Here is a 26074-nt window from a genome sequence, read left to right as displayed (position 1 = left end):
TTACCGAAAAAAATAGAGCTTAGGACAATTGCCCTAAGCTCCAGGTTAAATATTCATTAATAAATAAATCAATGTCACCATCCATCACACTTTGGATGTTGCCCATTTCAGTATTGGTACGATGATCCTTTGCAAGATTATATGGGTTAAAAACATAGGATCGAATTTGACTGCCCCAGGCGATTTGGCTATATTCTCCCTGGAGATCTTCAATCTTTTCCTTTTGCTCCCGTTCCTTGAGTTCGATCAACTTTGCCTTCAACATTTTCATCGAAGTTTCCCGATTACTATGCTGTGACCGTTGGTTTTGACATTGCACCACTAAACCCGTGGGAATATGGGTAATCCGTACAGCAGAATCTGTTTTATTGACATGCTGTCCGCCGGCTCCACTGGCCCGATAGGTATCTATTTTCAGGTCATTTGGGTTGATTTCCACTTCAATGGAATCATCTAGCTCTGGCATGACATCCACCGAGGCAAAGGACGTATGTCTCTTCCCCGATGAATCAAAGGGTGAAATACGAACAAGACGATGTACGCCCTTTTCTCCCTTTAAATATCCATAGGCATTGATTCCTTCAATCAGAAAGGTCACACTTTTGATGCCCGCCTCTGGATCTTGAATTAAATCCAAGATTTCGACTCCATATCCCTTAGCTTCTGCCCATCGGCTATACATACGCATCAGCATTTTTGCCCAATCCTGAGCATCTAAACCACCAGTTCCTGCATGAATTGATAGGATTACGCTGAATCTATCATACTGTCCCTGAAGTAATGTGGCTGTTTTCATGGTTTTCACACGGACATCCAGTTGATTGATGGTTTCTTTTAATTCCTTTTCGAAGGTCTGATCTCCCTCTTCAGTAAAGGTAATCATCATTTGAACCTCTTCAGTTTGATCAATGACACTTTGATAATCTTCGATTCGATCTTTAACCATCTTTGCTTCCTTCAAAATCTCTTGGGCTTTATCTTGGTCATCCCAGAAATTTTCCTGGGACATTTTAGACTCTAGCTCTTCTACTAGCAGACTGCTCCCTTCAATGTCAAAGGGAAGCCCTCATTTCTTCTATTGTTTCTGTCAATTTTGACAGTTGTTGCTTATACATATCTAAATTTAACATACATTCACCTCTTAATTTTGAAGATGCCTTACTCTCCACAACATTTTTTGTATTTCTTCCCACTACCACATGGACATGGGTCGTTTCTCCCAGCCTCTTTTTCCTTTACTACAGGGGCTTTTTTTCTATTCCCATCACCATGGCTAGCTTCAATAGGCTTTGCCACTTGTTTTCTTTCAACCTTCGCTTGAGGCTCTACATTGAATAGATATTTAACAGTATCTTCTTGAATGCTGTTGATCATTGCATTGAACATATCAAATCCCTCAACCTGATAAGCACGCACAGGATCTATCTGTCCAATGGCCCGAAGTCCAATCCCTTGACGCAATTGATCCATGGCATCAATGTGATCCATCCATTTTGTATCAATTACCTGCAGTACAATGATTCGCTCAAGCTCTCGCATACGCTCTGCTTCAATTTCTTCTTCCTTGGCCTCATACAGTTTCTCACTGGTCTCATAAATTTGTTCTTGTAATGTTTCAACGGTTAATTCTTCTATATTATCAAAGCTTAGGGTTGCTCTTTGCATATAAATACCTGCCAAGTACTCTCCCAATCCAACTAAATCCCATTCTTCAGGATATTTAGCATCGGCGGTATAGATGGCCACGGCTTCATTAATAATATTTCTTGCCATGTTCAGTACATGATCCTTCAGGCTTTCTCCAGCTAGTACTTTCTTTCTTTCACCATAAATGACTTCACGCTGTTTATTCATGACATCATCATATTGTAGTACATGCTTACGAATACCGAAGTTTCTACCCTCTACCTTCTTTTGGGCATTTTCAATTGATCTAGAAAGCATGCCATGCTCAATTGCCTCGTCATCCTCTAGACCCATCTTTTCAACAATGCTCAACATCTTATCTCCACCGAAAAGACGCATTAAATCGTCCTCAAGGGAGATATAAAACTTACTAGAGCCAGGATCTCCCTGTCTTCCAGCACGACCCCTCAATTGGTTGTCAATTCTTCTTGATTCATGTCTTTCCGTACCAATAATATGCAATCCACCGGCTTCAATCACATCTTTATGCTCTTGTTCTGTTTCTTTCTTAAACTTTTCTAACAAGTCATTATACACTTTTCTTGCGGCTTGTAGCTCTTCATCATCTGTTTCATGATGACTGGTGGCATTGGCAATCAATTCATCTGCATAGCCTCGCTTTTTCATTTCACGCTTTGCTAAAAACTCAGGATTTCCTCCAAGAATAATATCCGTACCACGTCCCGCCATATTAGTGGCAATGGTGATAATTCCCTTTCTTCCGGCTTGGGCCACAATCTCCGCCTCTCGCTCATGGTGCTTTGCATTTAATACTTCACAGGGAATTCCTTTTCTCTTTAATAGGGTTGCTAATTCTTCAGATTTTTCAATTGAAATCGTTCCAACTAGAACCGGCTGACCTTTTTTATAACGTCCTTCAATGTCCTTTGCAAGCGCTTCAAACTTCCCTTGCTCGCCCTTATATACGCCATCGGCTTGGTCATCACGAACGATAACTCTATTGGTTGGAATTTCAACAACATCCATATTATAAATAGCTCTAAATTCGTCTTCTTCCGTCTTCGCTGTTCCTGTCATTCCAGATAATTTCCTGTACATTCTAAAATAGTTCTGGAAGGTGATGGTTGCCAAGGTCTTAGATTCCCGTTGAATCTGTAGTCCTTCCTTAGCTTCGATGGCTTGATGAAGCCCATCACTATAGCGACGTCCAAACATCAAACGTCCCGTAAAGTCATCAACGATGATAATTTCCCCATCCTTAACCACATAATCTTTATCTAGTCTCATTAAATTACGGGCCTTCAAGGCTTGGTTAATATGATGTGAAAGCTCCATATTATTCATATCTGCTAGGTTTTCAATCCCAAAGGCTTTTTCTGCCTTAGTCCCGCCATCTTCTGTCAAGGTAACAGAATTTGCTTTTTCATCTAAGCTCACGTCGTCTTCTATTTTTAAGGTTTTAACAAATTGATCCACAATATGATACAGCTTAGTGGATTTTTCACCTTGCCCTGAAATAATCAGTGGTGTCCGTGCCTCATCAATTAAAATACTGTCTACTTCATCGACAATGGCATAGTTTTGTTCACGCTGAACCATATCCTTCTGATAGATCACCATATTGTCCCTTAAGTAATCAAAACCAAACTCATTGTTGGTTCCGTAGGTCACATCAGCGTTATAGGCTGCCCGTCTTTGCTCAATTGTAATCCCATGGACAATAACACCCACAGAAAGTCCTAAAAATTCATAAAGTTTACCCATCCATTCGCAATCTCGTTGGGCTAGGTAGTCGTTTACAGTCACAACATGAACGCCTTTTCCAGCAAGGGCATTTAAATAAACAGGTAGTGTTGCCATCAAGGTTTTCCCTTCACCTGTTTTCATTTCAGAGATCCTTCCTTGATGTAGAATGATTGCACCATAGATTTGAACACGATAGTGCTTCATTCCTAGCACACGCCATGCAGCTTCTCTCATGGTGGCAAATGCTTCGGGTAAAATGTCATCTAGTGCTTCCCCTTGGCTCAAACGGCCCTTCAATTCTGCTGTCTTGCTTTGGAGCGCTTGATCAGATAGCTTTTTATATTCTTCATCTAATGCTTCAACGCGATCTGCTAGCTTATCTATTTTTTTAATCTCTCTTTCACTTTCACTACCAAAAACTTTTTCAAATAATCTTTTCAACTTTCCCACCTCAATTGTTATCATATTATCAACTCAAAAAATATTTTATCGTTCTATTGTAACATGCTTTAAATTTAATGACAATTCTATTTATGCTAGATTCATTGCCAAGCCTCCTGCTAAATTAATTCCCCTTTAGGATTGTACCTTTCTAGGCCTTCCTTTATACCCAAAACGGATCATCGAGGAAGAATGTCGTCCTCGTGCATTCATGGCCCCTTGAATAAAAGCAAACAGTCCTAGGGATATTAGGACATCACCAATACTAAAAATTTGTTTTAAAGGATACCAGCTAGGTGTTGTCCACACCTTTCCCAAATGGGCGATGAATCCCTGCACCTGACTGATGGGAATATATTGAGGCGCAGCACCAATTTCAATAGACTGTATCATGTTTTCAAAGCCTAGTGTCTCTAAGGCTACTACATCAATGGGCATACTCCCTTGATTAAACATGATGGCCGTAAAATTTAAAATCCCTCCAATTAAAATCAACCACATGGAACGTCTGCTTAAATTTAAAAACAATCCTAAAAACAGTAAGCAATAAGAAAAAATATACATATAGAAACGGTTATCCATAGCCCATTGTTGCCCAAGTGAAATCAGCACCCCCAATGCCAATTGTAATGCAAAGGCTAATAACACAAAAAACGGCATGCGAAAAAGACCTTGATTCAAACGATTAAACTGACCTCCCCTTAACTTTCCAACTAATAAGCCTAAAAGTAGTCCCTCTACGATCATTTAGTACCCACCCTCCAATGATTTCTGCAACATGATTTATCTTCGGTGTATTGCTAATATTCCCGCTTACTTCTTCTTAATTAAATCTCATTTTATCATTAATAATACTTTTCTGTATATTTGTTTGTTTTCCTGCTGTTATTTTGAATTTCCAATAAAATTCATTAAAGAATTTAACATTAAAAAAGCAACCGATGTATCCGGTTGCTTTTTTATATACTTTTTTATTTAAAACTCTGGTTCAATCAAACCATAGTTTCCATCTTTTCTTTTATAAACTACATTGACTTCGTCAGTTTCAGCATTAGCAAACATATAGAAATTATGTCCAATTAGTTCCATTTGCAATACTGCTTCTTCAGAATGCATGGGCTTCATAGCGAATCGCTTTGTTTTTACAATCTTAGATTCATCAGAATCTACATCTTCCACATAGGTTGGAATATTTTCGAATCGAATGGTTTCATATTTTTTAGTTTTATTTTCCATTTTTGTTTTATGTTTTCTAAGTTGGCTAGTGAGCTTATTCACTACACCATCAATGGAAGCATACATATCCTCAGTTTTCTCTTCGGCCCTTAAAATAGATCCATCGAATGGAATTGTTATTTCTATGATTTGTCTTGATTTTTGTACTGAAAGTGTTGCTTGTGCTTCAACTTCCTTATTGAAATATTTGTCCAACTTCCCCAACTTAGTTTGAACCATATCCCTAAGCGCATCAGTTACTTGAACGTTTTTCCCGCTTACAATTACTTTCATAACTCCAGCTCCTTTCACCTCTATAGACTTTTAAGTTGATCTGCACCAACTTAAAGTTGTAAAACTCCCAATATTTTAATATCAGGAAATATAATGATTTATTAAGGTGTTTGATTAATGTTAATATTTTTATTTTACCCAGTTGCAAGCTTGTCAAACGAAGCTTACAGTTTTTTGTACTATTTTTTTTAGTTCCCCATATAATAGTAACGGAGGTGCAATGTAAATTTATTCTCTTTTTTTGTAATTTTTTTATACTTTTTATCTATGACAAAAGTCTTACTTCCTCAACTACTTGACAGATCTTAGTATTTGCAACATTCTAAACTCTTTGCCAATCAATGTTTTTCATTGCATACAACAGGGTACATTGATACATTTTATTACAGTTGGTGCATAATTATAACTTGTCCTATATAATTATTCTACTCTTTTTAGGGTTTTTCTCCTTGATATTCTTTTCCCCAAGGTTTTTTTTGCCTGTGTATATGTTTATAGCAAACCTGTGGACAATGTTGATAACTCTGTTGATAACTTGCTTTTCACAGAGATACGCTGTGCATATTGATGTGAATAATAGGGGGATAAGGTTTTTTTGTCGAAAAAATATCAGTTGGCATACAAATTTTTTAAACCTTCAATCATTAATATTATTACATCTATTTTTTCCCCAAATTGCACGGTTTTTATGATTTTCTACTGAATTAGACTTAAGTCCTTTTTTGACCTTAGCCTTTCTATTTCTTTGTATTTTATTGTCGAAACAACACTCATTTCAATTCCTGAATTCGACGTAATTCTCATTTTGTCTAGTACGACATATGTGGATAGAATAGTAGACATCAAAAAAAGCTTCTGATTATAAATCAGAAGCTTTTTCAAATGCATCAGAAGCTGACCTGGTCTTTGACCCCACACTCGCCTGCTGGAGGTTTTGCTCAAGGGTTACTTTCACTACTTCCCCTCTCGACTTAAGAGCCGGCAGGACTTACCTCTAAGCCGCACCATGATCAATAGTTCATTTTTTTGCTATCTTACGTGGGTCCTTTTGCCTGCGACTGGCATGGACTTTCAACCACAGACCTTCGATTGCACTTATCCATTATACCTCATTTACTTCTTTTTATCAATAAAAATCGAAGGAGGCTCCATACTGTCCTTCCCATACCCTTTTCCATACTCTTTGGTTGCCTTCTTTCCTACCTTAATGTTTTTAAGTTCTTTTTTAACTTTAGTTAAATTCAACTCCATTAACTGTTGGTTTCCTTTATCTAGTTGTTGGATTTTCTCCATCATTAGATAGACTTGTTGAATTTTACTTTTAAGTACCTTAAATCCCGCAACAGGCTCCTCTTGCACATCGGATAAAGACTGAATTCCTAGGGATTTCTTTAAGTTTTCCAGTTTATTGATAAACTCTAGGTCTAGCACATCTATTTTGTCCATGATTTCTTTCTTTTGAAAAATCAAATCATTCAGCTTATCCATCTCTTCTTCCTTGAGTGTCCTCTGTTGCTCATCTGTTAAGTCAAATAACCTCTGGATCAACACCATTTTGCCTTCACTAAGGCGGATTAGATATGAGACAATTTCCTCATTCATGTCAATCACCGATTTCCTACTCTGGCTTGTTTCATAGCATCCTTCCAGGTATCCCGAAGCTCAGTGATCATCTGTGCAGCTTCTTCCAATGCATTCATATCTTTTTGCATATTTGCATCCACTAATCGCTCCAGTATATATGTATATAGGGACCTTAGGTTTTTGGAAACTTCATAGTTCATATCTAATGTAATGTTTAACTCTTGAATAATACTTTGAACCCTTTGAATAGACTCATTGGCTTTGGCAATGTTCTTTTCATCTATATTCTTCTTACTTACATTAATAAATTTTAATGCCCCATTATAAAGCATTAGGGTTAATTCCTGAGGACTGGCTGTCATTACACTATTTTGTTTGTATTGTTGATATGGATTTTGCATTGCCATTTAAATTGCCTCCTATTTACGCTCTCTCTATTGACCGCCATACATTTGTGCCATTAACCAATCACTTTGTTGATTCATTTGTGACATTGCCTTTTCCATGGCTGTAAATTGCTGCCAATATCTCTCTTCTCTTCTGGCCAATATCTGCTCTTCTCTAGCAATTCTTTGATTAACAGTGGTGAGTTCTTTATCTAATCGACTGATGGAACTATGCTCTGTCACAAAGTCAATGAGCATGTTGGATTGTACATTCCGATAAAGAGATGAATCCTCACCGGGACCTGAGTGCCGGATGACCTCCTTCATACCAGCAGTCATATCATCATAAATTCGTTGAACTAACCCGGTTTCAGATTTGTGTTGTTTTTTCTGTTCTGCTGTGGCATCTTTAGGTAATGGAGAAGGACTTTTGAAAAAAAGGTCCATTACCCCCTCTGGATTCTCATTAATGGCCGCTCTAAGTTTTTCCTCATTAATCTCTAGCTTTCCACCGCTTTGATAGTTCCCAGTGGTAATCCCTACTTGGGTAATATGACTATATCCAGATAGCTTGATCTGATTACCATCTTCGTCAATACCTGAGTTAACATCTTGGTATAAGCTACTTCTCATACTCTGAGATGTTCGGGTTAAGACTTCATCATTTTTTAGGAGACCACTTTTGGACTTTTCTTCCCACGCCTCAATGTCCTTCTCTGTCATTCCTTCTTTTTGTTCCTTGGTTAATGGTGGAAAATCTCGATAATGCTTTTCACCAGTGGCTCCATTCATTGTATCAAGCAACTCATTATAGCTGTTCACAAAATCACTGATTTGATTAAAAATACCATCTACATCTGTGTCGACGTTGATTGTGACCTCTATATCGCTAACGGATTGAAGTTGTAGGTTGATGCCGTAGATGGAGAAGTTGTTGGTGGCTTTGTCTACTTTATCGCCATTAAATAGGATTTTTGCATTCGTACCAGATATATCTTCAAAGGGATTAGTTCCTGGTATGGGCATATCGGCGTCATCAGTTTTCACTTTAAACATTTTCGACGAAAGGCCGTCTTCATCGTAGGTGACTTTAATTGTCTGTTCTTCCCCACTTTCCCTAGTTGTAATCATCATTTGTCCCAAACTACTATCGTAAGCTGCTCTTAAACCTAAGCTTTTACCTTCTGAATCTCCTGCATCTGCAGTTGCATTGTTGATTTCTCTTACTAAATCACTCATTGTCATACTTGTTGTGATTTCAATAGTTTTGCTACCATCTTTTGCGGTTACAGTGATTTCTCCACCCTGTATGAATTTGCCACTATCGTCTACCACTGCGGCTTCCTTCAAATCCACAGTACTCACAGAAGCCACCTCAGCCAACTGCTGTACCTCAACTTTATGTGATCCACTCATGGCATTTGCAGTAGCTGTAGATTTCACTATATTTTCATTAGTACCAGTAGCCTGCTTTACCCAATCAAAACTTTTAGCTGAGTGATTCTGAATACTTCCAGTATTGCTTGTGGTATTCAGACCAAATGCTTTTCTTGTATCTAAAATAAAGTTAGCCATTGTTTTATTAACGTCATTATAAGCTTCTTGACGCCATTTCACTGTTTGTTCTTGCTGAAAAAATCGATCCATTCTCATTCTTTCAGCTCTCATTAGATCGTTAACCATTTGTTCTGTATCCATTCCTGACGCGATTCCACCAATTCTCATAGTTTTGTCTCACCCTCTCTTACTTACTCTTCATTAGTCCTATTGTAACCAATACCCCACTACGCCCGTTCATCAATTAACAGACCTGCCACCTCTAACATATTTGCCATCATATTCACTAGCTTTTCCGGTGGAATCTCACGGATGACTTCATCGTTGTTACGATCGATTACCTTAATCATAATGGCATTTGTTTTTTCATGAAAAGAGAACTCAAAGCGTCGATCAAAGGCCTCAAAGCTTTTGTTTGCTTGGTCAATAATTGGCATTAACCTTTCTTGATCGACTTCTTTCTTCATTGGGTTTTCTCGAAATTGTGTTTCATCCATCACATTTTTTTGTTTAGATTTTGTTTCATCCATAGGATTTTTTTGTCTAGATTGTATTTCCTCTACGGCAATGGCAGCTCTTTGCTGACTTCCTTGTCGATTGGTATTTAGCTGCCCTGAAAAATGGTGTTGCTGGTTCACTCCTTCTATCTTCATTATCATTAGGCTCCTTCCTAATTTCCTTCTATATAGGATATATCGGTCATTATTCGAAAAAGTTTAAGTGGTTTTATAAATATTTATTGGACTCATAGTAATCCATCCACTGGAGATGATACAATAATAGGAGTAAATGGAGGTGTTATTCATTCATGCAAACAAATCAACTTCAAAACCAAGTCAGCGAAGCATACTTTTTACATAATGGTGAAGTTTGTCCTATTGAAGTCTTTCAGAGCCTACAGATACATCATGACCCTACAATCTATGAAGTCCTACGAGTGGCTCAAGGCGTTCCCCTCTTTTTTGAGGAGCACTTCCAACGCTTTGTTCATTCAGCTGAACTCCTAGGTCTGAACTTCCCCTATAGCCAAGAAAATCTACAAAGGGAAATTCATCGCTTAATTGAACTAAACCAATTTCCCGATAAAAATATTAAAATCATTTTTAATGATGATGATAGGCAACAACCTCATTTATTTTTGTTTTTCATTCCCAGTCATTATCCCTCTCATCAAGCCTATTCAGAGGGTGTTCATACAATTTTATATGAAGCCCAACGAGAAAACCCCAATGCAAAGGTTGTGGCTCAGACTTTTAGAGAAAAAATCAACGAAGCCATGGCGGGCCAAAAATCCTATGAGGCTCTCTTAGTCAATCAAAAGGGGGAGATCACCGAGGGCAGTCGGTCTAATTTCTTTTGTATTAAAGGAGGTATTCTCTATACTGCCACAGCTCAGGATGTATTGGTAGGCATTACAAGAAGTCGTGTCATCACACTATGGCAAAACTTAGGGCTTACTGTCAAAGAGCAACCCATCCCCCTCTCTTTTTTAGATAAGGTAGAAGCCCTATTTTTGACTGGCACATCCCCAAAGGTTTTACCCATCGCTTCAGTAAATGAAAAAAAGTATACCTCCTCAGAACATCTATTAATGAAACAGCTTCAAGGGGCATACGACCAATTGATTGAGACTTATATTGTGAATTATCTTTACCCAAAACCTTGTCACAAATAATTAGGATAACCATAAAAAACATAATTCCACAACGTAAAAATCCTACAAAAACCTAGGTTTAATGTACAGGAAAATCCAGCCACCGTAGCGTATATGGAATACGTATGGATGCTGGATTTTCGAAGCGATGAAAGCCGTCGTAAAATTTATTTTTTTCTTCCGTATCCTCGACTTCTTCCTCCATTTTCATTGGTTCTTCTGGCATAGTAGCCCATCCCTTTATCTTGTTCTTTTTCTGGTGCAATCACCCTATTTTCCCCTTTCTCATTGGACACAACAATAAATCCACCCTCATCCACAAAGCGTAAAATGGTCTTAGCCGAAACCCCAGTCTCCGAGGCAATTTCTAGAACACTGGCTCCTTGGTGATTTGAAATATAACTCCTTACCTTTTCATATTGCTCCTCATCCTTATTTAGACACTTCAAGCATTTTTTTTGCCCATTTTGTTCAAAAAAGCTGCCACAAACACTGCAAATATGATAAGCCATCTGATCCACCCCATTATGTTATATATAATATCCCTATATCTTTATATTTCGACAAATATTTCATAATCCTTTAATCTAGGGCACAATTTACTTAGTTGATAGGCTTTTATTAGGCTCTATAATAACTCAGATATCATTTCTTATCTATGCTAAAAAACCTGCTAAGAAAGCTTAATACTTTCCTATACAGGTTCTTCAAAAATTATTATTGGGTTTATTATACGGCAACTAGACTAAACTGATATCACTTCACGGTGTTGCTGTTTTGCTTTCCTCCATTGAAATAACAATACAAGGGCAATGATCAATAAACCTACACCATCCTGTGCTAAATTAGCACTAATTAATAATAATGAAGCTACAAATAAGATACCCCGTGGTACAATGGATATCGTTGCCCAAAAGTATCCTTCCGCCGCACTTCCCAACATAATGACTCCTATAACAGAAGTGACAATCACGACTGTCCCTTGGGCTAATGTCGTATTCTGAAGTAACAGTCCACTATTATAGACAAACATATAGGGAACAATGAATCCAGCTATGGAAAGTTTCACGGACTCAAATCCGGTTTTCATGGCGTCTCCTCCAGAAATACCCGCTGCTGCAAAGGAAGCCAAGGCCACCGGTGGTGTAATATTGGCAAACATAGCAAAATAAAATACAAATAAATGTGCCACAAGGGGCTCAATCCCTAATTGTACTAGGGCAGGTGCCGCCATGGTGGCGGTAATCAAGTAAGCCGGAATACTGGGTAGCCCCATTCCTAAGATGATACAGGTCACCATTGTGAAGATCAATGTAAAGAGTAAGCTGGTTCCTCCCAGTGAAACAATTGCATAAGCCATACTCAAACCAAATCCAGTAATACTGGCAACTCCCACAATAGGTCCTACAGCTGCACAGGCTACGGCCACTGGCACAGCTGATCTTGCTCCGGAATCAAGGGCTTCAAAGATGTCCTTTGCATTCATCCGTGTGGTAGAACGAAGCATACTTACCATAACGGTGACAATAATTGTTAGAAAGGCTGAAAAAATAATTGTCTTACCACTAAAGAAAAGCATATAGACTAGGAATACTAGAGGAATTAGTAAATGTCCTCGCTCCTTCATGACATCCTTTACCTTTGGCAATTGATCCTTTGGTATCCCTTTCAATCCTTTCTTATTGGCCCTCATTTGAACCTGAGTAATAATACCTACATAATAAAGTAGTGCTGGCAATATGGCTGCCATGACAATGACGCGATATTGTACCCCTAGTACCTCTGCCATGATAAAGGCCGCCGCTCCCATAATTGGTGGTAACAGCTGCCCGCCAACAGAAGCCGATGCTTCTACCGCACCTGCAAACTCATCGTTATATCCTGTTTTTTTCATTAGGGGAATGGTAAATGCTCCCGTAGTCACAACATTGGCCACGGCGGCACCATTAATACTCCCTAAAAACCCACTGGCGATGACAGCTACTTTAGCAGGCCCCCCCTTTGTATGTCCCGCTAATGCCAAGGCAATATCATTAAAAAATTGACCCATTCCAGATTTAGCCATAAAGGCACCAAATAAAATAAATAAGAAAATATAGGTGGAGGCCACCCCTACAGCCGTTCCATAGATCCCATCTGTTGAAACAAAGAGATGGTTTACCACCTCCTGCCATTGATATCCTCTATGTCCAAAAAATCCAGGCATCTGCTGTCCGAAAATAGCATATAGCATGAAGAGTATTCCCATTATCGGTAACGCCAGTCCAGTTACCCTTCTAACTAATTCTAATACTAGGGCGATTAAAATTACACCCATAAATAAGTCCCATTGATTTGGAATACCCGCTCGATGTACAATCCCTAAATAGTCTATCCAAATATATGCTGCCGGTGCCAGAGCCAATAGCCCTAAGCCTAAATCATACCACGGCATTCTATCTCGTCTTGCCTTTTTAAAGCCTGGGAAAACAAAAAATCCTAGGGCAACAATTAATGCCACATGTAAGGATCTGTGCTTCAATGTAACAGGAGTGCCAAAGTATGAAACATATAGATGATATAAGGAAATAGCAACCGCAAAAGCACTCACTAAAAATCCTGTTGTTTTATTTGTAAAAACACGAAACCGCGATTCACTATCATACTTCTCTAACAACTCCTGTTGTTTTACTTCCATATTTACATCAGTCAATATAATCACCTCTCTTTAATTATCATTTTCATAAACCCATGATGGGGTAAGGACCCAGCTCTAATAAACACTTGTCCATTTATTGTAATTTTCTCTGTAGCAGTATGGGAATGGATCCATTGATAACTTTCATAATCTTCATCAATTTGACTCATGATTATTTCCCCACCTTCAACCCTCGTCACTTGACCTCTTTCGTGAGGAATTCCTGCCCCGAAACCTTGTAGTCTAATTTCTTGTAGCTTTAACTGTTGTCCCTCTAGGGTGAAAATTTCTACCCACGAGGTATGCTCTACAGAGTGAATCCAGTAAAAAGCAATTTCATCTCCCTGTCTAACCAACTTACTTTTGAGTACTTGTTCATTTTCTTGATCCATAATGTTCAATTCATATTGAAGCGAAAGCTGTCCTCGTCCTACCAAAAGGATTGGGATCATCACAAGAACAATGATTAAAATAACAGACATTCTTTTTATGTTATATTTAAGCATAGAAAAGAAGGGAATCCCCTCCTTTCCGATTCAATTTCATTACTGAATTGCACCTACTTCTCTGAAGTATCGTTCTGCCCCTGGATGTAATGGCACAACCATTCCATCTAATGCACTTTCTAGATTAATATTCTCTTTGGCTGCATTGTGAGAATTGTGTATCATATCCATATGGTCAAATAATCCCTTTGTCATATTGTATACATCTTCTTCCTCTAAACTGCCATTAACCAGTAGCAGATTCATAATGGCTCCTGTATTAATATCTTCTGTGTTATCATAGGTTCCTGCTGGTATCACCGTTGCAGAGAAGAATGGGTAGTGCTCTTGTAAATATTCCATTCCTTCTCCCTCAATTGGAATGATCTTGATTTCATTTGTTGTTCCAAGATCCATCACCGTTGAGTTAGGAATTCCACTTGTAACAAAGGCTGCTTCGATCATTCCATTTCGAATTTGATCGATGGCTTCCCCATAGTTTAAGTAGTCAGGTCGAATATCATCATATGTCATCCCATGTGCTTCAAACATTAATCTTGCATTCAACTCAACTCCTGAGTTTGGTGCACCTACTCCTACACGTCTCCCTACTAGATCTTCAAATGTTTCAATACCTGTGCTTTTTAAGGTTACAAGCTGTACATAATTAGGATACAAGCTCATGATTCCCCTTAATTCTTCCTTTGGTTCTTGATCCTCAAAGGCCCCAAACCCTTGATATGCTTGCAATACTGCATCAGCCATGGTAATGGCCAATTCCGCTCGATTGTTTAATAGTAGGTTGATGTTTTCAACCGATGCTCCAGTGGATTGTACAGATGATCTATATCCCAGTTCATGCTGTACAATGTTTGAAATTGCGCCTCCAATTGGATAATATACGCCACTGGTTGGTCCCGTTGCAACAGTCACGAATTGATTTGAGTTCTCTTCGGGTTGTCCCTCATTTCCTCCCGTTGACTGTTGTCCGCACCCAACCAGCATTAATAGTGTAACTAATAGTACTGCGATTAATTTTCTCATTTTTTTCCCTCCATTAGTTTGTTTTTTGTGAAAATGACTACACTAGCTCTTCTTAATAAAGTAACTATATTCATGTCATTTTTCTTTTTTTACATTACATTTTAACTTTTTGCTGTTTTGCAATATTATATATCATTTCTTGCATTATGAAAAGGGGTAAATTTTCCTCGTCGGAAAATCCACCCCTTTATTAGCTAATATTTTAGATCTACTTCATAGGTATGCATTTTATGCCAGCACTCACACTCCTTGAATTATCAAAGATTCATCTTTTAAATTTCATGTTTATTCAATTAAATGTATAAAATATCTTTAATTGTTTTCATTGCAAAATGGACTGAAATGACATCTTTCTTTCTTTTTCCATCAATTATCCCTATATTCCCCCTGGATTTTCATATCACTGCCCTTAACTCATAGGTATTTCACTATACGCTTATGGCTTCACCCAGTTCACTATTTTCCGTTTTTATTTTCACTTTCTTCACAATTCTTCTATTGGTTAAAACTCCCACTAATATGCTTAAAGGGAATCCCATTAAGAACAATATTTTTCTATGAAGAGGCATATATACCCAAAATCCTTCCCATAGTACATTAAGAGAATCCTTAATATTCTCCTTAGGAATTTGTAGCCTTATTCCTTCTTCTGTTCGTGTTAAAAATGCATTTTGATCCTGCTCTATGCCACTTTGTGTTTTTCCCTCATAGGAAACCCAGAAATGACTTAATGAAAATGTTTGTTGATAAGGAATCTCCATGGCTTCAAATAGCGATGCCAATACAATAAATCGAACCTTACAATCTCCAGCTCCCACCGTCATTGCCTCCTGTGTAGTAGGAAAGTAAAAGGGCATTCCAAATGTCTGCCAATTGTACTCATAGGGGATTGTCTTCAAAACAAACCTCTCTATTTCCTCTGGGTCCCCAGGAGCCCGTTCCATTAATTCAGCTACCGCTGCTGCATCAACCGCCGGCCGGAACATACGATAGACACTTGCAAAAAGGTGATAGGGATTAGGATATAACACAAAAAGAGTCCATAATGAGAAAAATACGACCATGGACAATGCAACTAACCGTTTATTTCTTTTTCTCTTTCTATTTTTCACCATCCATCGTATCCCCCTTTTTGAACTTAATAAATCCTCTTTCTCCCTACTTTATTATATGCTATGAATGCCGGTTATTTTCTATTTTAAAGACTTTCTCTCTACTTCTTATTTTAGAAATAACAAGGCTAACTGTCAATGGTTTTCATTGGCAATCAGCCTTTTTTGTTTTTGTCTTCTTATTTTTTCCACCTTGGTTTGTTGTCTGAATTTCTACATGTATTTACATAATACATTCTAATTTCGATGTTTTCTATGAAAATCCTTTATCTCCCTTCGTTAAAAATATTTTGAAATTCACATTCTTTGTGAAGGTTTACACCTAAGTTTGGGTATAGATAATAAAGCATAATATTTTAAACTCGAGGGGGAATTCAATTGAAAATACAATTTTTCGGCGCCGCAAAGGTTGTGACCGGCTCCAATGTCTTAATTAGTACAGACAAACACAAAATCCTATTAGACTGTGGTATGTTTCAAGGTAGCAATGAATTAGAAGCCTTAAATTATGAGCCCTTTCAGTACGATCCTAAAGAGATCGACTTTCTTTTACTCAGTCATACACACATTGATCATAGTGGTCGGATTCCAAAATTAGTCAAAGAAGGCTTCAATGGTAAAATATTCTGTACAAAGGCAACCAAGGACTTGTCGGAAATTATGCTCGTCGATAGTGGACATATCCAGCAATCCGATGTAGAATGGGAAAATCGTAAGCGTAAAAGATCTGGTAAGCCTCCCATTAAGCCTTTATATACAGTAGAGGATGCCCTCTCAAGTCTTCGCTATTTTGATTCAGTTCTTTATAACCAAAAGATTAATTTAAATGAAAGTATTTCGGTTCGATTCCGGGATGCAGGACATGTATTAGGCTCTTCTATTATTGAGCTGTGGATTACTGAAGAAAAAGATACGGTGAAAATTGTTTTCTCTGGGGATTTAGGGATGAAAAACAAGCCTCTGATCCGAGATCCAGAAATCATTGATGATGCGGACTACCTTATTCTTGAATCTACCTACGGAAATCGTGTCCATGAAAATGTTGAACAAAGAATGGATGAGTTAATGAGTACCATTAATAAAACTGTCCTCAGAGGAGGTACAGTTATTATCCCTTCCTTTGCAGTAGGTAGAACCCAGGAGCTTATTTATGAATTAAGTCAATACTACAAAGCCAATAACGAATTAGATGCTTTTATGCGTATCCCGATTTATATTGATAGTCCCATGGCTATTTCTGCAACTGAGGTCTTTAAAAAGAATTCCTATTGTTTTGATGATGAAACGAAGAAGCTGATCCTTGGTGGCAGTAATCCATTGGATTTTGAAAATTTACATTTTGTCCGAGACCACAAGGAATCCATGCGATTAAATGAATCCAATTATCCCAAGGTGATCATCTCTGCCAGCGGCATGTGTACCGGTGGTCGAATTCGCCACCATTTAAAGCATAATTTATGGAAGGCTAATAACAGTCTTATTTTCGTAGGGTATCAAGCTCAGGGGACCTTGGGTCGAATACTGAAAGACGGCGCAAAGAAGGTAAAGCTTCTTGGGGAAGAAATCGCTGTTTTATCTGAAATATACAGTATTGAGGGCTTTTCAGGACATGCTGACCAAACAGACCTTATTGAATGGCTTGGTCACTTTAAAAAGAAACCCAAAAGAGTTTTCTTGGTCCATGGTGAGGACACCTCCTTAGATAATCTTTCTTCTTTGATTAAAGAAAAGTTTGATATCCCAACCATTATTCCTAACATGGGATATTCCTTCCAGATAGAGGATGACGTTTTAAAAGCCTTCTCAGGAGAAATGCTAGAGCCAGTTCAACAAAAAGAGAACATAAAGAAAGAGCTGCAGCAGGTTTATAATCAATTTGAAAGCTTGGTTTCTAAAACCGATCGTTTTATGGATGACAAAGTATTAAAAAAAGAATATGATGAGCTTAGAAACAAATTATTCGATTTACAAAGAGAGCTTCTAGATATTAGCATGTTATTAGGGGAATAGGATTATTCCCCCTTTTTTTGAAGTGATCAAGAGTAGTCGGAAAGGTGGAGCACCAATGAAAAAATGGAAGGCTTGGATGATTGTTATTGGTATAATAGGGGGAATTTTTTACTTGTCTTCTATTCCTGGATTACGGGTTTTACCAATTCTTAAGGAATTTAACACTTTTATCATGAGATTTGATGTTTACTTTATTAGGATGGCAGAAATCATCGCACAACGCCTTCCCATGGATTCAAATGAATTGACACCCTTTCAAACTGCCAGTAATGACTTTTATGTCTATGCAAAGGCAAATCCCGTTATTATTGAGTTTATTCTTAGAAAAATCGCTCATATGGTTGTCTTTTTCTGTCTCACCATCGCTATTTTCTTCTTGTTCAACCAATATACAAAAAAGTCTACCACAGCGGTTTTATTCGCCTTTATCCTGACCACTGTATTTGCCGCTCTAGACGAATTTCGCCAATCCTTTGTGGATGGCAGGGTCAGTAGTTTAATTGATGTGTTCATAGACGCAATTGGCATTACCTTTGCCACACTTTTAATTCTCTTTGCCATATTTATTACAAAAAAATGGTCAAATGAAAAAGGACCCTTGCATTAAAGGGTCCTTTATTATGATCAAAAACGATTTAAATCGCCTTATACTCTTAAAGACTTCACGTAAATAGGCCGATAAACCAATTTGCCATTTATCCTTACACTCTCCATCAGGGATATCTTTTGCACACTAAGGATAGACTCCATCACTTTTATTTCCTCCTGAATACTCGGAAGTGGTCTATTCAAAACAATTTCTCGCCCCAAAGTAATATGTGGATTATATTGACGTCCTTCCTTTAAAAACCCTTCTCCCTCCAATGCATCCTCAAGGTCTTTATAAAGATTCTGCAGACGATCCAACTCCCCCTTTACACCCACCCATACAATTTCTTTGTTTTTTTTAGGAAAACTTCCTACTTGATCCATGACCAGTTCAAAGAACCCTTCCTTTGTGGCTGTTTTTTCAATGGCATTTTTGATTGATTTTATTTCAGCCTCACCCACCTCTCCAATGAATCGTAGGGTTAGATGAAAATTACCAGGGTCAGTAAACTTCCCTTTCTGAGCATAACTCTTTAGCTTTTTTTGAATCTTTTCTACCTTTTTCTTTACTTCTTCTTCAAGTTCAATTGCAATAAAAACCCTCATAGGATCACTCCGTTATCAAAGAATAGCTTTATTAATTTCATTTTATGAAGTTTCAAGTCTTATTTACACAAAAAAGATCCCTCAGGATCTTTTTTTGTTCTCCTTATTCTGCTAACCAGGCATCTAGTTTTTCCATGGTTAATTCATAGGTTGTATGGGATATTTCAGGCAGTTCTCCTCCTAGCATCTCTTGCGCTTCCTTAAATCCCTTTTCAATTGCCGATCTTAATATGTCAATTTTTCCTTTGTCTCCTCCCGAAATGGCTTTGGCAAAGGCTATGAGTCTATCACTTACATTTTCAGGACTGAAGGGTCCACCTTCTGCAATCATGGCCTGGGCTTCTAAACGAGTTTCCTCATCAATTTTAACCCCTTCGTCTAATCCTGCAAGGTCTTTAAATGTCAATCCTTGTCTTTCTAAAAGCTGTTTTACCATTTCCCTAAGATGATTATGTGCGCTTTCACTTTCTTCCTTAAGCTTTTGAATGGTGGATTCATCTACCTTAACAATCGGTTTTTTATAGGTAGCTTCCTTCACTTCATTTTGAACTGGCGTGTATTCATCCTGTATTTTCAGACTCGCTTGATTACTTTTTTTCTGTTTATTTTCTTTAGGTGCCACGGTCGAAGTCGTAAATTGACTTTTATTCGTTATGTTATTGATTTTCATCTATTCCACCTCCTTTGTTCCAACAGTTGATATGCTTGTATAATTCTTATCGGCAGATATTGGCATTTTTTTTAGGTGTAAAAATAAAAAAAGACCCTTTTCAGGATCTTTCAATTTTAACGCCACTGGCTATTAATGAGATGAAGTTTCCGTTTCCGTTTCCTTTTCCTCATCCTCAGTCAATAAAACCTTTTCAATAAGTCCATCCTTTATTTTGAGTATTTTCATGGTGACATTACCTACTGTATATTTTGCCCCTTCCTCCACAGGATTACATGTTTCCTCAGAAAGTCGGCATATCAATCCACCTACAGTCGTTCCTTTGTTTTCAGGAATATCTAAATCTGAATCAAAGTTCAAATCATGGATTGGGGATGCAGCAGAAATAATCGCACCTTCATAGCTACTTTCTTTTCTATATTTATTAGACATTAAATATTTACGGATAACGAACACAATGGCAATGGCCACTGTCCCTAGGATTAAGTCAAGCATGGTTTCACTGTAAATCAACATCTTTCTTGTGATTGCATAAAGAACTAATTCTAGTATGCTACTGGTGGAATGAGAGAGTAGCATTAATACCATCTCGACTCCAATGATCAGCAACAGGGCTATACTTAAGAACTTTTTAAATGTTTCATAGATGTTATAACCATCTGCTACTGCTATGACTGCCAGGTGTTTAGCTAAGACTACAATTCCAGCAATAACTGCAACCACAATACATACTGCAATGATAAGCTCCAAATTCATAGCGTATTTTACCAGTTTCTTTTTAAATCCTTCTGTACTCATTTCTCCATCTTCTCTCTGTATATAATATTTATCGCAACCTTATTATAGACCCTTGTAAAGTGTTTGGCAATAGGTTGAATAAATATCTTTTTATAGATGGAAATTACTTCAAAAGATCAATAAGGGGTGTCTCATCTATCTAGACACCCCTTACCTTTTTAGCTATATGATCTATTCATTTTAATCAATGGTAAAAGAACTCTCATCAACCAACAGATCGATGCACTCTCCTATAATTTCTTGCACCTGCACCTCTGTTAAACTTAGCTTTTCAATAGCATAGGGAGATAGTCCATATGCCATCCCATCAACACCTAATCCAATTCCCATCATCATGGTCACCGCATCTGCAATGTGTACGATTGAAGTAGTTATCGCATTCATTTCACTTTTTTCAGGAGTATGATGGTATGCAATGGCATCCACTAGATCAGCAGGTAAATTCCATTTTTCTGCAACCCTTGCTCCTATTTCAGCATGGTGAAACCCTAACACCTCTTCTTCAGCCTCTAAAAAAGTTTTCCCTTCTATCACTTGCTTCGACACCAATTGATATCGTTCACCTAAATAGTGACTTAAAATCACCTTTCCTATATCCCTTAAGAGGCCTGCAATATACACCTCATCAGCCTGTTTATATTTTAACTTTTTTGCTATATGTCTAGAAATCATGGCGCAGGATTGCGATTGTACCCACAAGTCCTCCTGCTTGAGTCCATAGCCTGGTAGCTCTTCTGCTAAAATACCCTTCACTGCATCGGACAAGGTGATGTTCCTAATGGTTTCAAATCCTAGTAACACCGTGGCCTGAGAGATGCTACTAATCCTCCTAGGATAGCCATAGTAGGCAGAATTAGCCCTTCTTAATACCCTTGTGGTCAGTCCTTGATCCTTCATAATTTGATTTTCAATATCCTGTACTGTGGATTCAGGGTCGTCGGTTAACTCCATAATTTTATTAATCATGTGAGGTAATGTCGGTATATCTTCTACATGATTCACTATTTTTTCTATATCGATATGATTCATACTCATTAAAGTATTCCTCCCTTATAATCCTTCCATTTATTCTCCAAATTGAATAGGACTATTGTTACCTACATTGTATAGGACTTTATATAAGATAGATATAGCCTATTGGGCTTATCTTTTAAAGTCAGAATGAAAATTATAAGCCCCCTACTTTACTCTTCTTGTTCTTTATTATAGGGAAATTTACCTATTTATTTTTTGAATTTTCTATGCCTATGGCATAAACTCATTAAAAAGATTATAATGTAATCAGTTGTTCAGTATAGCAAATTATAATGTAATCTATTTACAGTAACACTCTGATGTAATTTTTCAAAATAGAAAGGATGATTGTTGTGACAAAAGAATCTAATACTCAACAAAGCCTTGGATTTACCATACCCACAATAAGCATACAACCAGATATGATTATTAGCAATGAAATTCTTAATCCTCAAGGAAATATTATTATCCCTAAAAACTATAAGGTAAAGGATAACGCCACAGCAGATAGAATGAAAAGAATATTAGAACAACACAATATAGAGACAATCAGTGTCAGAATTGAAAAAGAAGTAACAGCAGATCAATTGTCTGATCTTATGAATATCCAAGCTGATACCCTTGGGGAAAAGGCAACTGAAAATACCTCTACCAAGATCAGAAGTAAAAAAAACCAGCCCCTTGGAGAAATTATTGACTCCTTAGACATAGAAGACATGGATTTTTTTAAAAAAACCTTACCCCAATGGGAGCAAGGATTTAATGAAGTCTTTGCCTCACTGACAGAAGACACACATCAAGAAACCAATACATTAGAGCAGTCAATATTGGAAAGCATGAAGATCATAGAAAAATCTGTTAGTGTGTTTCAAGTGATGGATAAACTAAAAAATGTAGGAGATTCCTTATATATTCATTGCTATCAAATGGGTATAACCAGTTATATGATTGGAAAATGGTTACATCTAGACGATCAGCAAAATCAAGAGCTCTTTGTTTGTGGTATGATGGCCGATGTAGGACTTTCAAAGGTTCCAGCCGAAGTTCGATATGAGCCCTATTCTACTTCCGAGGAGGATCAAGCTGCATACCGTCAACATGCGAAGCACAGTTATTTAATGTTGAAAAATGTAAGCTTCTTAAGTGACCTTTCTAAAAAGGCCATTCTTCACCACCATGAACAGATGGATGGAAAAGGGTTTCCCTCTCAATATAGGAAAAATAGAATCTCTTTATTTTCTAAAATTCTTTACATTGCTCATTTATATGGTTACTATACCCAGAATAACCAAGAAAATCCATTGAGAGCCATCAATCTCATTCACTTAAATCATTTAAAAGAAGTGGATTTAAATGTATTTTACATTTTTGAAAATAGGATATATGATTACTTTATTGGTCAAAAAGTCAGAGTGAATACAGAAGAAATTTTCACAGGAGATATTGTACTATTCGATCGAATCGATTCTAGCACGCTGATCAAAACAGAGGATAACCGTTTTATTCATATTACCCTTAAAACGTTTCATAATAATCTTGTGGAGTTTATATAGAGACAGTTACGTGAGGAAATTCCATATTTAAAGTTTGGGTTGTGTTGATATAAAATATAACCTCCCCTGCTTAGTGTTTCATTACTTTTATTTATTGAAAGCATTGAAAAAAGTCACCTCACAATGGGTGACCTCAGTTCATTTCTAAATGATTTTTTGCATGATCATATCTGTATCTACCTCTTTAAATCCTACTCTTTCATACAATGCTAGGGCATTTTTATTTCCCCCTGCTACCAGTAGTGATGCTTTATTGATATGATTATGTTTCAACTCATCAAGACAATTTTTTAACATATAACTTCCTAATCCTTGTCCCCTGTACTGTTCAATGATTGCCACATCGTAGATATATCCTAGGGATAACTTTTCCCTCAGCTGCATGGTAGTTGTTCCGATCACTTCTCCTTCTCCTTCAAGCATGTAAACCCGTATAGAAGGGTCTCTTAATAGATGCCCTAATGCACTGTTATCTAATCCATCTCCAAAGCATTGGTTTATGATTTGGGCATAGCTTTTATCATCTGACATGATGGCTTTTCTAAATACTATATTTTGTCGCTCTAGTAGCTGAAAGTTGGCCTCATTCAATTCTAATTCCATATGCCAGGAGTACAGGACTGTTTCAAAATTTCTCTTCTGAGCAAAGCCCACTGCATTATGCAATCTTTTCTTCACATATGTTTCCACTGCCTTTATTTTTTTGTCCTTTACATAGTTCATTACTTTATAATAAAGGGTAGAACCAAAGCCTTGGCTTCGATATTCTGGATGAATAACAACATTAATTGCAGCCTGGGTTTTATCCATTTGATTGATCATACAGGTAGCCAGTCCTATCAGCTTTTCCTCATAAACAGCCACAAATATACCTTCTCCTGCTTCCTGTATCACGTAGTCAAGCCATTCATCAGTTATGGAATATCCTAGATCATCCCTCTTATTTAACACTTGAATTAACTTGTTAATTTCTTCTTTATCTTCTTTTTTTATATTTCTGGTTATTACAGTCATCACTTATCTTCACACCCGTTCATTTCCAATAAATTTTTAAGCATATCTAACCCTTCTCATACTTAACTTCTACGGGACTTATTTAACTTTTTCACTCATATCACTTTCAAAATCTTTTAATTGAATGTCTAAAGCATTAATGGATATTTGTAATTCTGCTAGTAAAAACCCTAATGAAGCCAATAGTAATATTAAACTTAGTCCAAATGTTATATGGGCTAAAATCATGGTCCCTGCGAATATTAAAAACATACTCATAACACAAAAGAAGAAGCTCAATGCACCAAATAGTTGCATGCTTCTGATAATCTTTATTCGTCTTCTCAAATTATTTATCTGCTGACTTAAAATAATATTGGGTTCTTTTCTATACTCGGTATATAGATCTCTTGCTAATTGTGCAAGAACAATAAATCTGTTTGTATACGCCAGCATTAAAAGTGATATTGCTGGAAAAAGTAGGGCAGGTGTTGTCAACGTAAGTTCCAAATTATCATCCCCATTCTTGTTCTTTGAGATTAATCCTCATCCTATTTATTTATTCATTAATATTATACCATAAAACAATCATATCCCTTTGTTTTGCTTCTTCTATTTTCAATAAAATATTCCCCTACACGACTTGTTTAATTCTTCGTGTTCAGGGGAATATTTGTGAAAAAAATTTTGTTTTTAACCTTTTAAATGGCTGCTACTTCCATTTCAATTAACCTGTGGCGTTCATGAAAAATGTGATAATGGCTGCATTTGTAAAATTACTAAACAACCCCCCTATAATAGGAACAACAAAGAATGCAATTTTAGAATATGCGAATTTGTCACTTACTGTTTTCATATTCGCCATAGATACTGGTACTGCACCCATTCCGAATCCAATATGTCCAGCACAAATAACTGCAGCATCGTAATTTCTACCCATCACATTAAAGGTGATAAATCTGACAAATAAAAATATCAAAAGCACCTGTGCGAATAATAATATGATAAGAGGTAATGCCAATTCAGCAAGCTCCCATAATCTCATTGTATAGACAGCCATGGAAACGAAAACCCCCAAACATACATTTCCGATTGTATCAATTTCTTCTTCCGGAACTTGTATTTTCTTTATGTCTAAGGTAATTCTCATGATGACGCCCCCTAGCATACCCATTACATGAATTGGTAACGTAACCGTTGGTAGGGCTGTTTTAAAAATAATATGCAAGATAGAACCCAACCCTAAACCAATGAAAATTAAATAAAATCCTTTTGATAATCTTTTTGCATCAAATAGATGGGCTTTATTCTCTAAAATAGCTGCAACTGCCGTTGACCCAGATTCAGTATGTACTTCCTCTGTTTTTTCTTGTTGTGTTGTTTTATCGAATAATCCCTTTTTTTCAATTAAGTTATTGGCAACGGGTCCACCCAGCATCGAACCAGCAACCAAACCAAATGTAGCAGCTGCTACAGCAACAGTTAGTGCTCCCTGATATCCCATTTGTTCAGCAATAGGAGCAAAGGCAGCGGCATTTCCATGACCTCCTGTCATAGGAATTGAGCCTGTCATTAATCCAATCATTGGCTCCACACCAAGTATTTTAGACAGACCTAAAGCAGTTATATTTTGAAAAATTGCCAATGCCGCAGCTAAGCCCAAGAAAATCACTACCATTCTCCCACCCTTTTTTAATAAAATCATACTGGCTCCAAATCCACTGGCTGTAAAGAATAAATTCATGAAGAATTGTTGTAATGTGGTATCAAAACTAAATGTAATAATCCCGAATTGCCGCAATACCAAAGCTAAAACCGAAAAGATGAGGCCTCCAATCACAGGCCCTGGAATACAATACTTCAGTAAAAATGTAACCTTGCTTCTAATAAAATTACCGGACAACAATAGAAGTACAGCGATAAAAAGTGTTTGGGTCATATCAAACTTGATGGTTAACATTTAATTCCCCCCTTATATAATTAAATTTAAATATTTCATA

Annotated in this window: 24 protein-coding genes; 4 read left to right on the top strand and 20 right to left on the bottom strand. The window is 37.2% G+C overall.

The features are described from left to right. Positions 1-19: 19 nt before the first annotated feature. The 8 genes from prfB to AMET_RS24125 form a co-directional block, all read right to left on the bottom strand. Positions 20-1130, bottom strand: a protein-coding gene (prfB, locus tag AMET_RS03910; RefSeq protein ID WP_157047145.1) for a peptide chain release factor 2 whose coding sequence is annotated in 2 segments (ribosomal slippage) — positions 20-1054 and positions 1056-1130 — 1110 coding nt in all. Because the reading frame shifts where the segments join, the coding sequence is not laid out codon by codon here. 28 nt (positions 1131-1158) lie between these two features. Beyond that, positions 1159-3858, bottom strand: coding sequence for a preprotein translocase subunit SecA (gene secA / locus AMET_RS03905; RefSeq protein ID WP_041720323.1), 2700 nt, complete (start codon positions 3856-3858; stop codon positions 1159-1161). 111 nt (positions 3859-3969) lie between these two features. Beyond that, positions 3970-4581: a DUF5317 domain-containing protein gene (locus tag AMET_RS03900; protein ID WP_012062057.1), complete on the bottom strand. Its 612-nt coding sequence runs from the start codon at positions 4579-4581 to the stop codon at positions 3970-3972. Between the two features lie 228 nt (positions 4582-4809). Then, on the bottom strand, positions 4810-5343 hold the full coding sequence (gene hpf / locus AMET_RS03895) for a ribosome hibernation-promoting factor, HPF/YfiA family (protein ID WP_012062056.1): 534 nt from the start codon (positions 5341-5343) through the stop codon (positions 4810-4812). A gap of 1113 nt (positions 5344-6456) precedes the next feature. Next, entirely contained in the window at positions 6457-6945 is a 489-nt protein-coding gene (locus tag AMET_RS03890) for a flagellar protein FlgN (protein ID WP_012062055.1), read from the bottom strand. Between the two features lie 5 nt (positions 6946-6950). Further along, positions 6951-7334, bottom strand: coding sequence for a flagellar export chaperone FliS (fliS, locus tag AMET_RS03885; protein WP_012062054.1), 384 nt, complete (start codon positions 7332-7334; stop codon positions 6951-6953). Positions 7335-7361: 27 nt separating this feature from the next. Continuing rightward, positions 7362-9038 (bottom strand): flagellar filament capping protein FliD, encoded by a 1677-nt coding sequence (fliD, locus tag AMET_RS03880; protein WP_012062053.1) that lies wholly within the window; start codon positions 9036-9038, stop codon positions 7362-7364. A gap of 59 nt (positions 9039-9097) precedes the next feature. Beyond that, positions 9098-9523, bottom strand: a complete 426-nt coding sequence (locus AMET_RS24125; protein WP_242661386.1) for a flagellar protein FlaG — start codon at positions 9521-9523, stop codon at positions 9098-9100. Positions 9524-9678: 155 nt separating this feature from the next. Here AMET_RS24125 and AMET_RS03870 point away from each other — a divergent pair, with 155 nt between their 5' ends. After that, positions 9679-10545 (top strand): aminotransferase class IV, encoded by an 867-nt coding sequence (locus AMET_RS03870; RefSeq protein WP_012062051.1) that lies wholly within the window; start codon positions 9679-9681, stop codon positions 10543-10545. Between the two features lie 146 nt (positions 10546-10691). On the opposite strand, the gene AMET_RS24120 is transcribed toward AMET_RS03870, so the two are convergent. The 5 genes from AMET_RS24120 to AMET_RS03845 form a co-directional block, all read right to left on the bottom strand. Next, complete coding sequence (locus AMET_RS24120; RefSeq protein ID WP_012062050.1) at positions 10692-11036, bottom strand: MerR family transcriptional regulator; 345 nt, start codon at positions 11034-11036, stop codon at positions 10692-10694. Between the two features lie 233 nt (positions 11037-11269). Then, positions 11270-13225 (bottom strand): TRAP transporter permease, encoded by a 1956-nt coding sequence (locus tag AMET_RS03860; RefSeq protein WP_408626392.1) that lies wholly within the window; start codon positions 13223-13225, stop codon positions 11270-11272. Further along, positions 13222-13707: a DUF1850 domain-containing protein gene (locus tag AMET_RS03855; protein ID WP_012062048.1), complete on the bottom strand. Its 486-nt coding sequence runs from the start codon at positions 13705-13707 to the stop codon at positions 13222-13224. Before AMET_RS03855 ends, AMET_RS03860 begins: the two co-directional genes overlap by 4 nt. A 39-nt stretch (positions 13708-13746) precedes the next feature. Beyond that, a complete protein-coding gene (locus AMET_RS03850; RefSeq protein WP_012062047.1) occupies positions 13747-14730 on the bottom strand; it encodes a TAXI family TRAP transporter solute-binding subunit in 984 nt (327 codons plus the stop codon). Positions 14731-15158: 428 nt separating this feature from the next. Then, positions 15159-15845, bottom strand: a complete 687-nt coding sequence (locus tag AMET_RS03845; RefSeq protein ID WP_012062046.1) for a hypothetical protein — start codon at positions 15843-15845, stop codon at positions 15159-15161. 375 nt (positions 15846-16220) lie between these two features. Between AMET_RS03845 and AMET_RS03840 the strand changes: the two genes are divergently transcribed. Beyond that, a complete protein-coding gene (locus AMET_RS03840) occupies positions 16221-17852 on the top strand; it encodes an MBL fold metallo-hydrolase RNA specificity domain-containing protein (protein ID WP_012062045.1) in 1632 nt (543 codons plus the stop codon). Positions 17853-17907: 55 nt separating this feature from the next. Next, on the top strand, positions 17908-18459 hold the full coding sequence (locus AMET_RS24115) for a VanZ family protein (protein WP_012062044.1): 552 nt from the start codon (positions 17908-17910) through the stop codon (positions 18457-18459). A gap of 38 nt (positions 18460-18497) precedes the next feature. On the opposite strand, the gene thpR is transcribed toward AMET_RS24115, so the two are convergent. The 4 genes from thpR to AMET_RS03815 all read right to left on the bottom strand — a co-directional run bounded on the left by thpR (position 18498) and on the right by AMET_RS03815 (position 21549). Further along, positions 18498-19046, bottom strand: coding sequence for an RNA 2',3'-cyclic phosphodiesterase (gene thpR / locus AMET_RS03830; RefSeq protein ID WP_012062043.1), 549 nt, complete (start codon positions 19044-19046; stop codon positions 18498-18500). Positions 19047-19149: 103 nt separating this feature from the next. Continuing rightward, positions 19150-19716: a hypothetical protein gene (locus AMET_RS03825; RefSeq protein WP_012062042.1), complete on the bottom strand. Its 567-nt coding sequence runs from the start codon at positions 19714-19716 to the stop codon at positions 19150-19152. A 132-nt stretch (positions 19717-19848) separates the two neighbouring features. Then, on the bottom strand, positions 19849-20514 hold the full coding sequence (locus AMET_RS24110) for a transporter associated domain-containing protein (protein ID WP_012062040.1): 666 nt from the start codon (positions 20512-20514) through the stop codon (positions 19849-19851). Positions 20515-20694: 180 nt separating this feature from the next. Then, complete coding sequence (locus AMET_RS03815; RefSeq protein ID WP_012062039.1) at positions 20695-21549, bottom strand: HDOD domain-containing protein; 855 nt, start codon at positions 21547-21549, stop codon at positions 20695-20697. Between the two features lie 332 nt (positions 21550-21881). Here AMET_RS03815 and AMET_RS03810 point away from each other — a divergent pair, with 332 nt between their 5' ends. Continuing rightward, positions 21882-23081, top strand: a complete 1200-nt coding sequence (locus AMET_RS03810; RefSeq protein WP_041720320.1) for an HD-GYP domain-containing protein — start codon at positions 21882-21884, stop codon at positions 23079-23081. Between the two features lie 144 nt (positions 23082-23225). Here the strand turns inward: AMET_RS03810 and AMET_RS03805 are convergent, their stop codons facing one another. From AMET_RS03805 to gltS, 3 genes are all read right to left on the bottom strand, one after another. Further along, positions 23226-24095: a GNAT family N-acetyltransferase gene (locus AMET_RS03805; protein ID WP_012062037.1), complete on the bottom strand. Its 870-nt coding sequence runs from the start codon at positions 24093-24095 to the stop codon at positions 23226-23228. A gap of 78 nt (positions 24096-24173) precedes the next feature. Then, positions 24174-24584 carry a DUF2721 domain-containing protein gene (locus tag AMET_RS03800; protein ID WP_012062036.1) on the bottom strand — a complete coding sequence of 137 codons (411 nt, stop codon included), beginning with the start codon at positions 24582-24584 and terminating at the stop codon, positions 24174-24176. Positions 24585-24801: 217 nt separating this feature from the next. Beyond that, positions 24802-26034, bottom strand: a complete 1233-nt coding sequence (gene gltS / locus AMET_RS03795) for a sodium/glutamate symporter (protein WP_012062035.1) — start codon at positions 26032-26034, stop codon at positions 24802-24804. Positions 26035-26074: the final 40 nt, after the last annotated feature.

Source organism: Alkaliphilus metalliredigens QYMF (genome assembly GCF_000016985.1).
Taxonomy (GTDB): Bacteria; Bacillota; Clostridia; order Peptostreptococcales; family Natronincolaceae; genus Alkaliphilus_A; species Alkaliphilus_A metalliredigens.
Note: the sequence above shows the minus strand (reverse complement) of the source record. Positions and strands in the feature narration are given on the sequence as shown.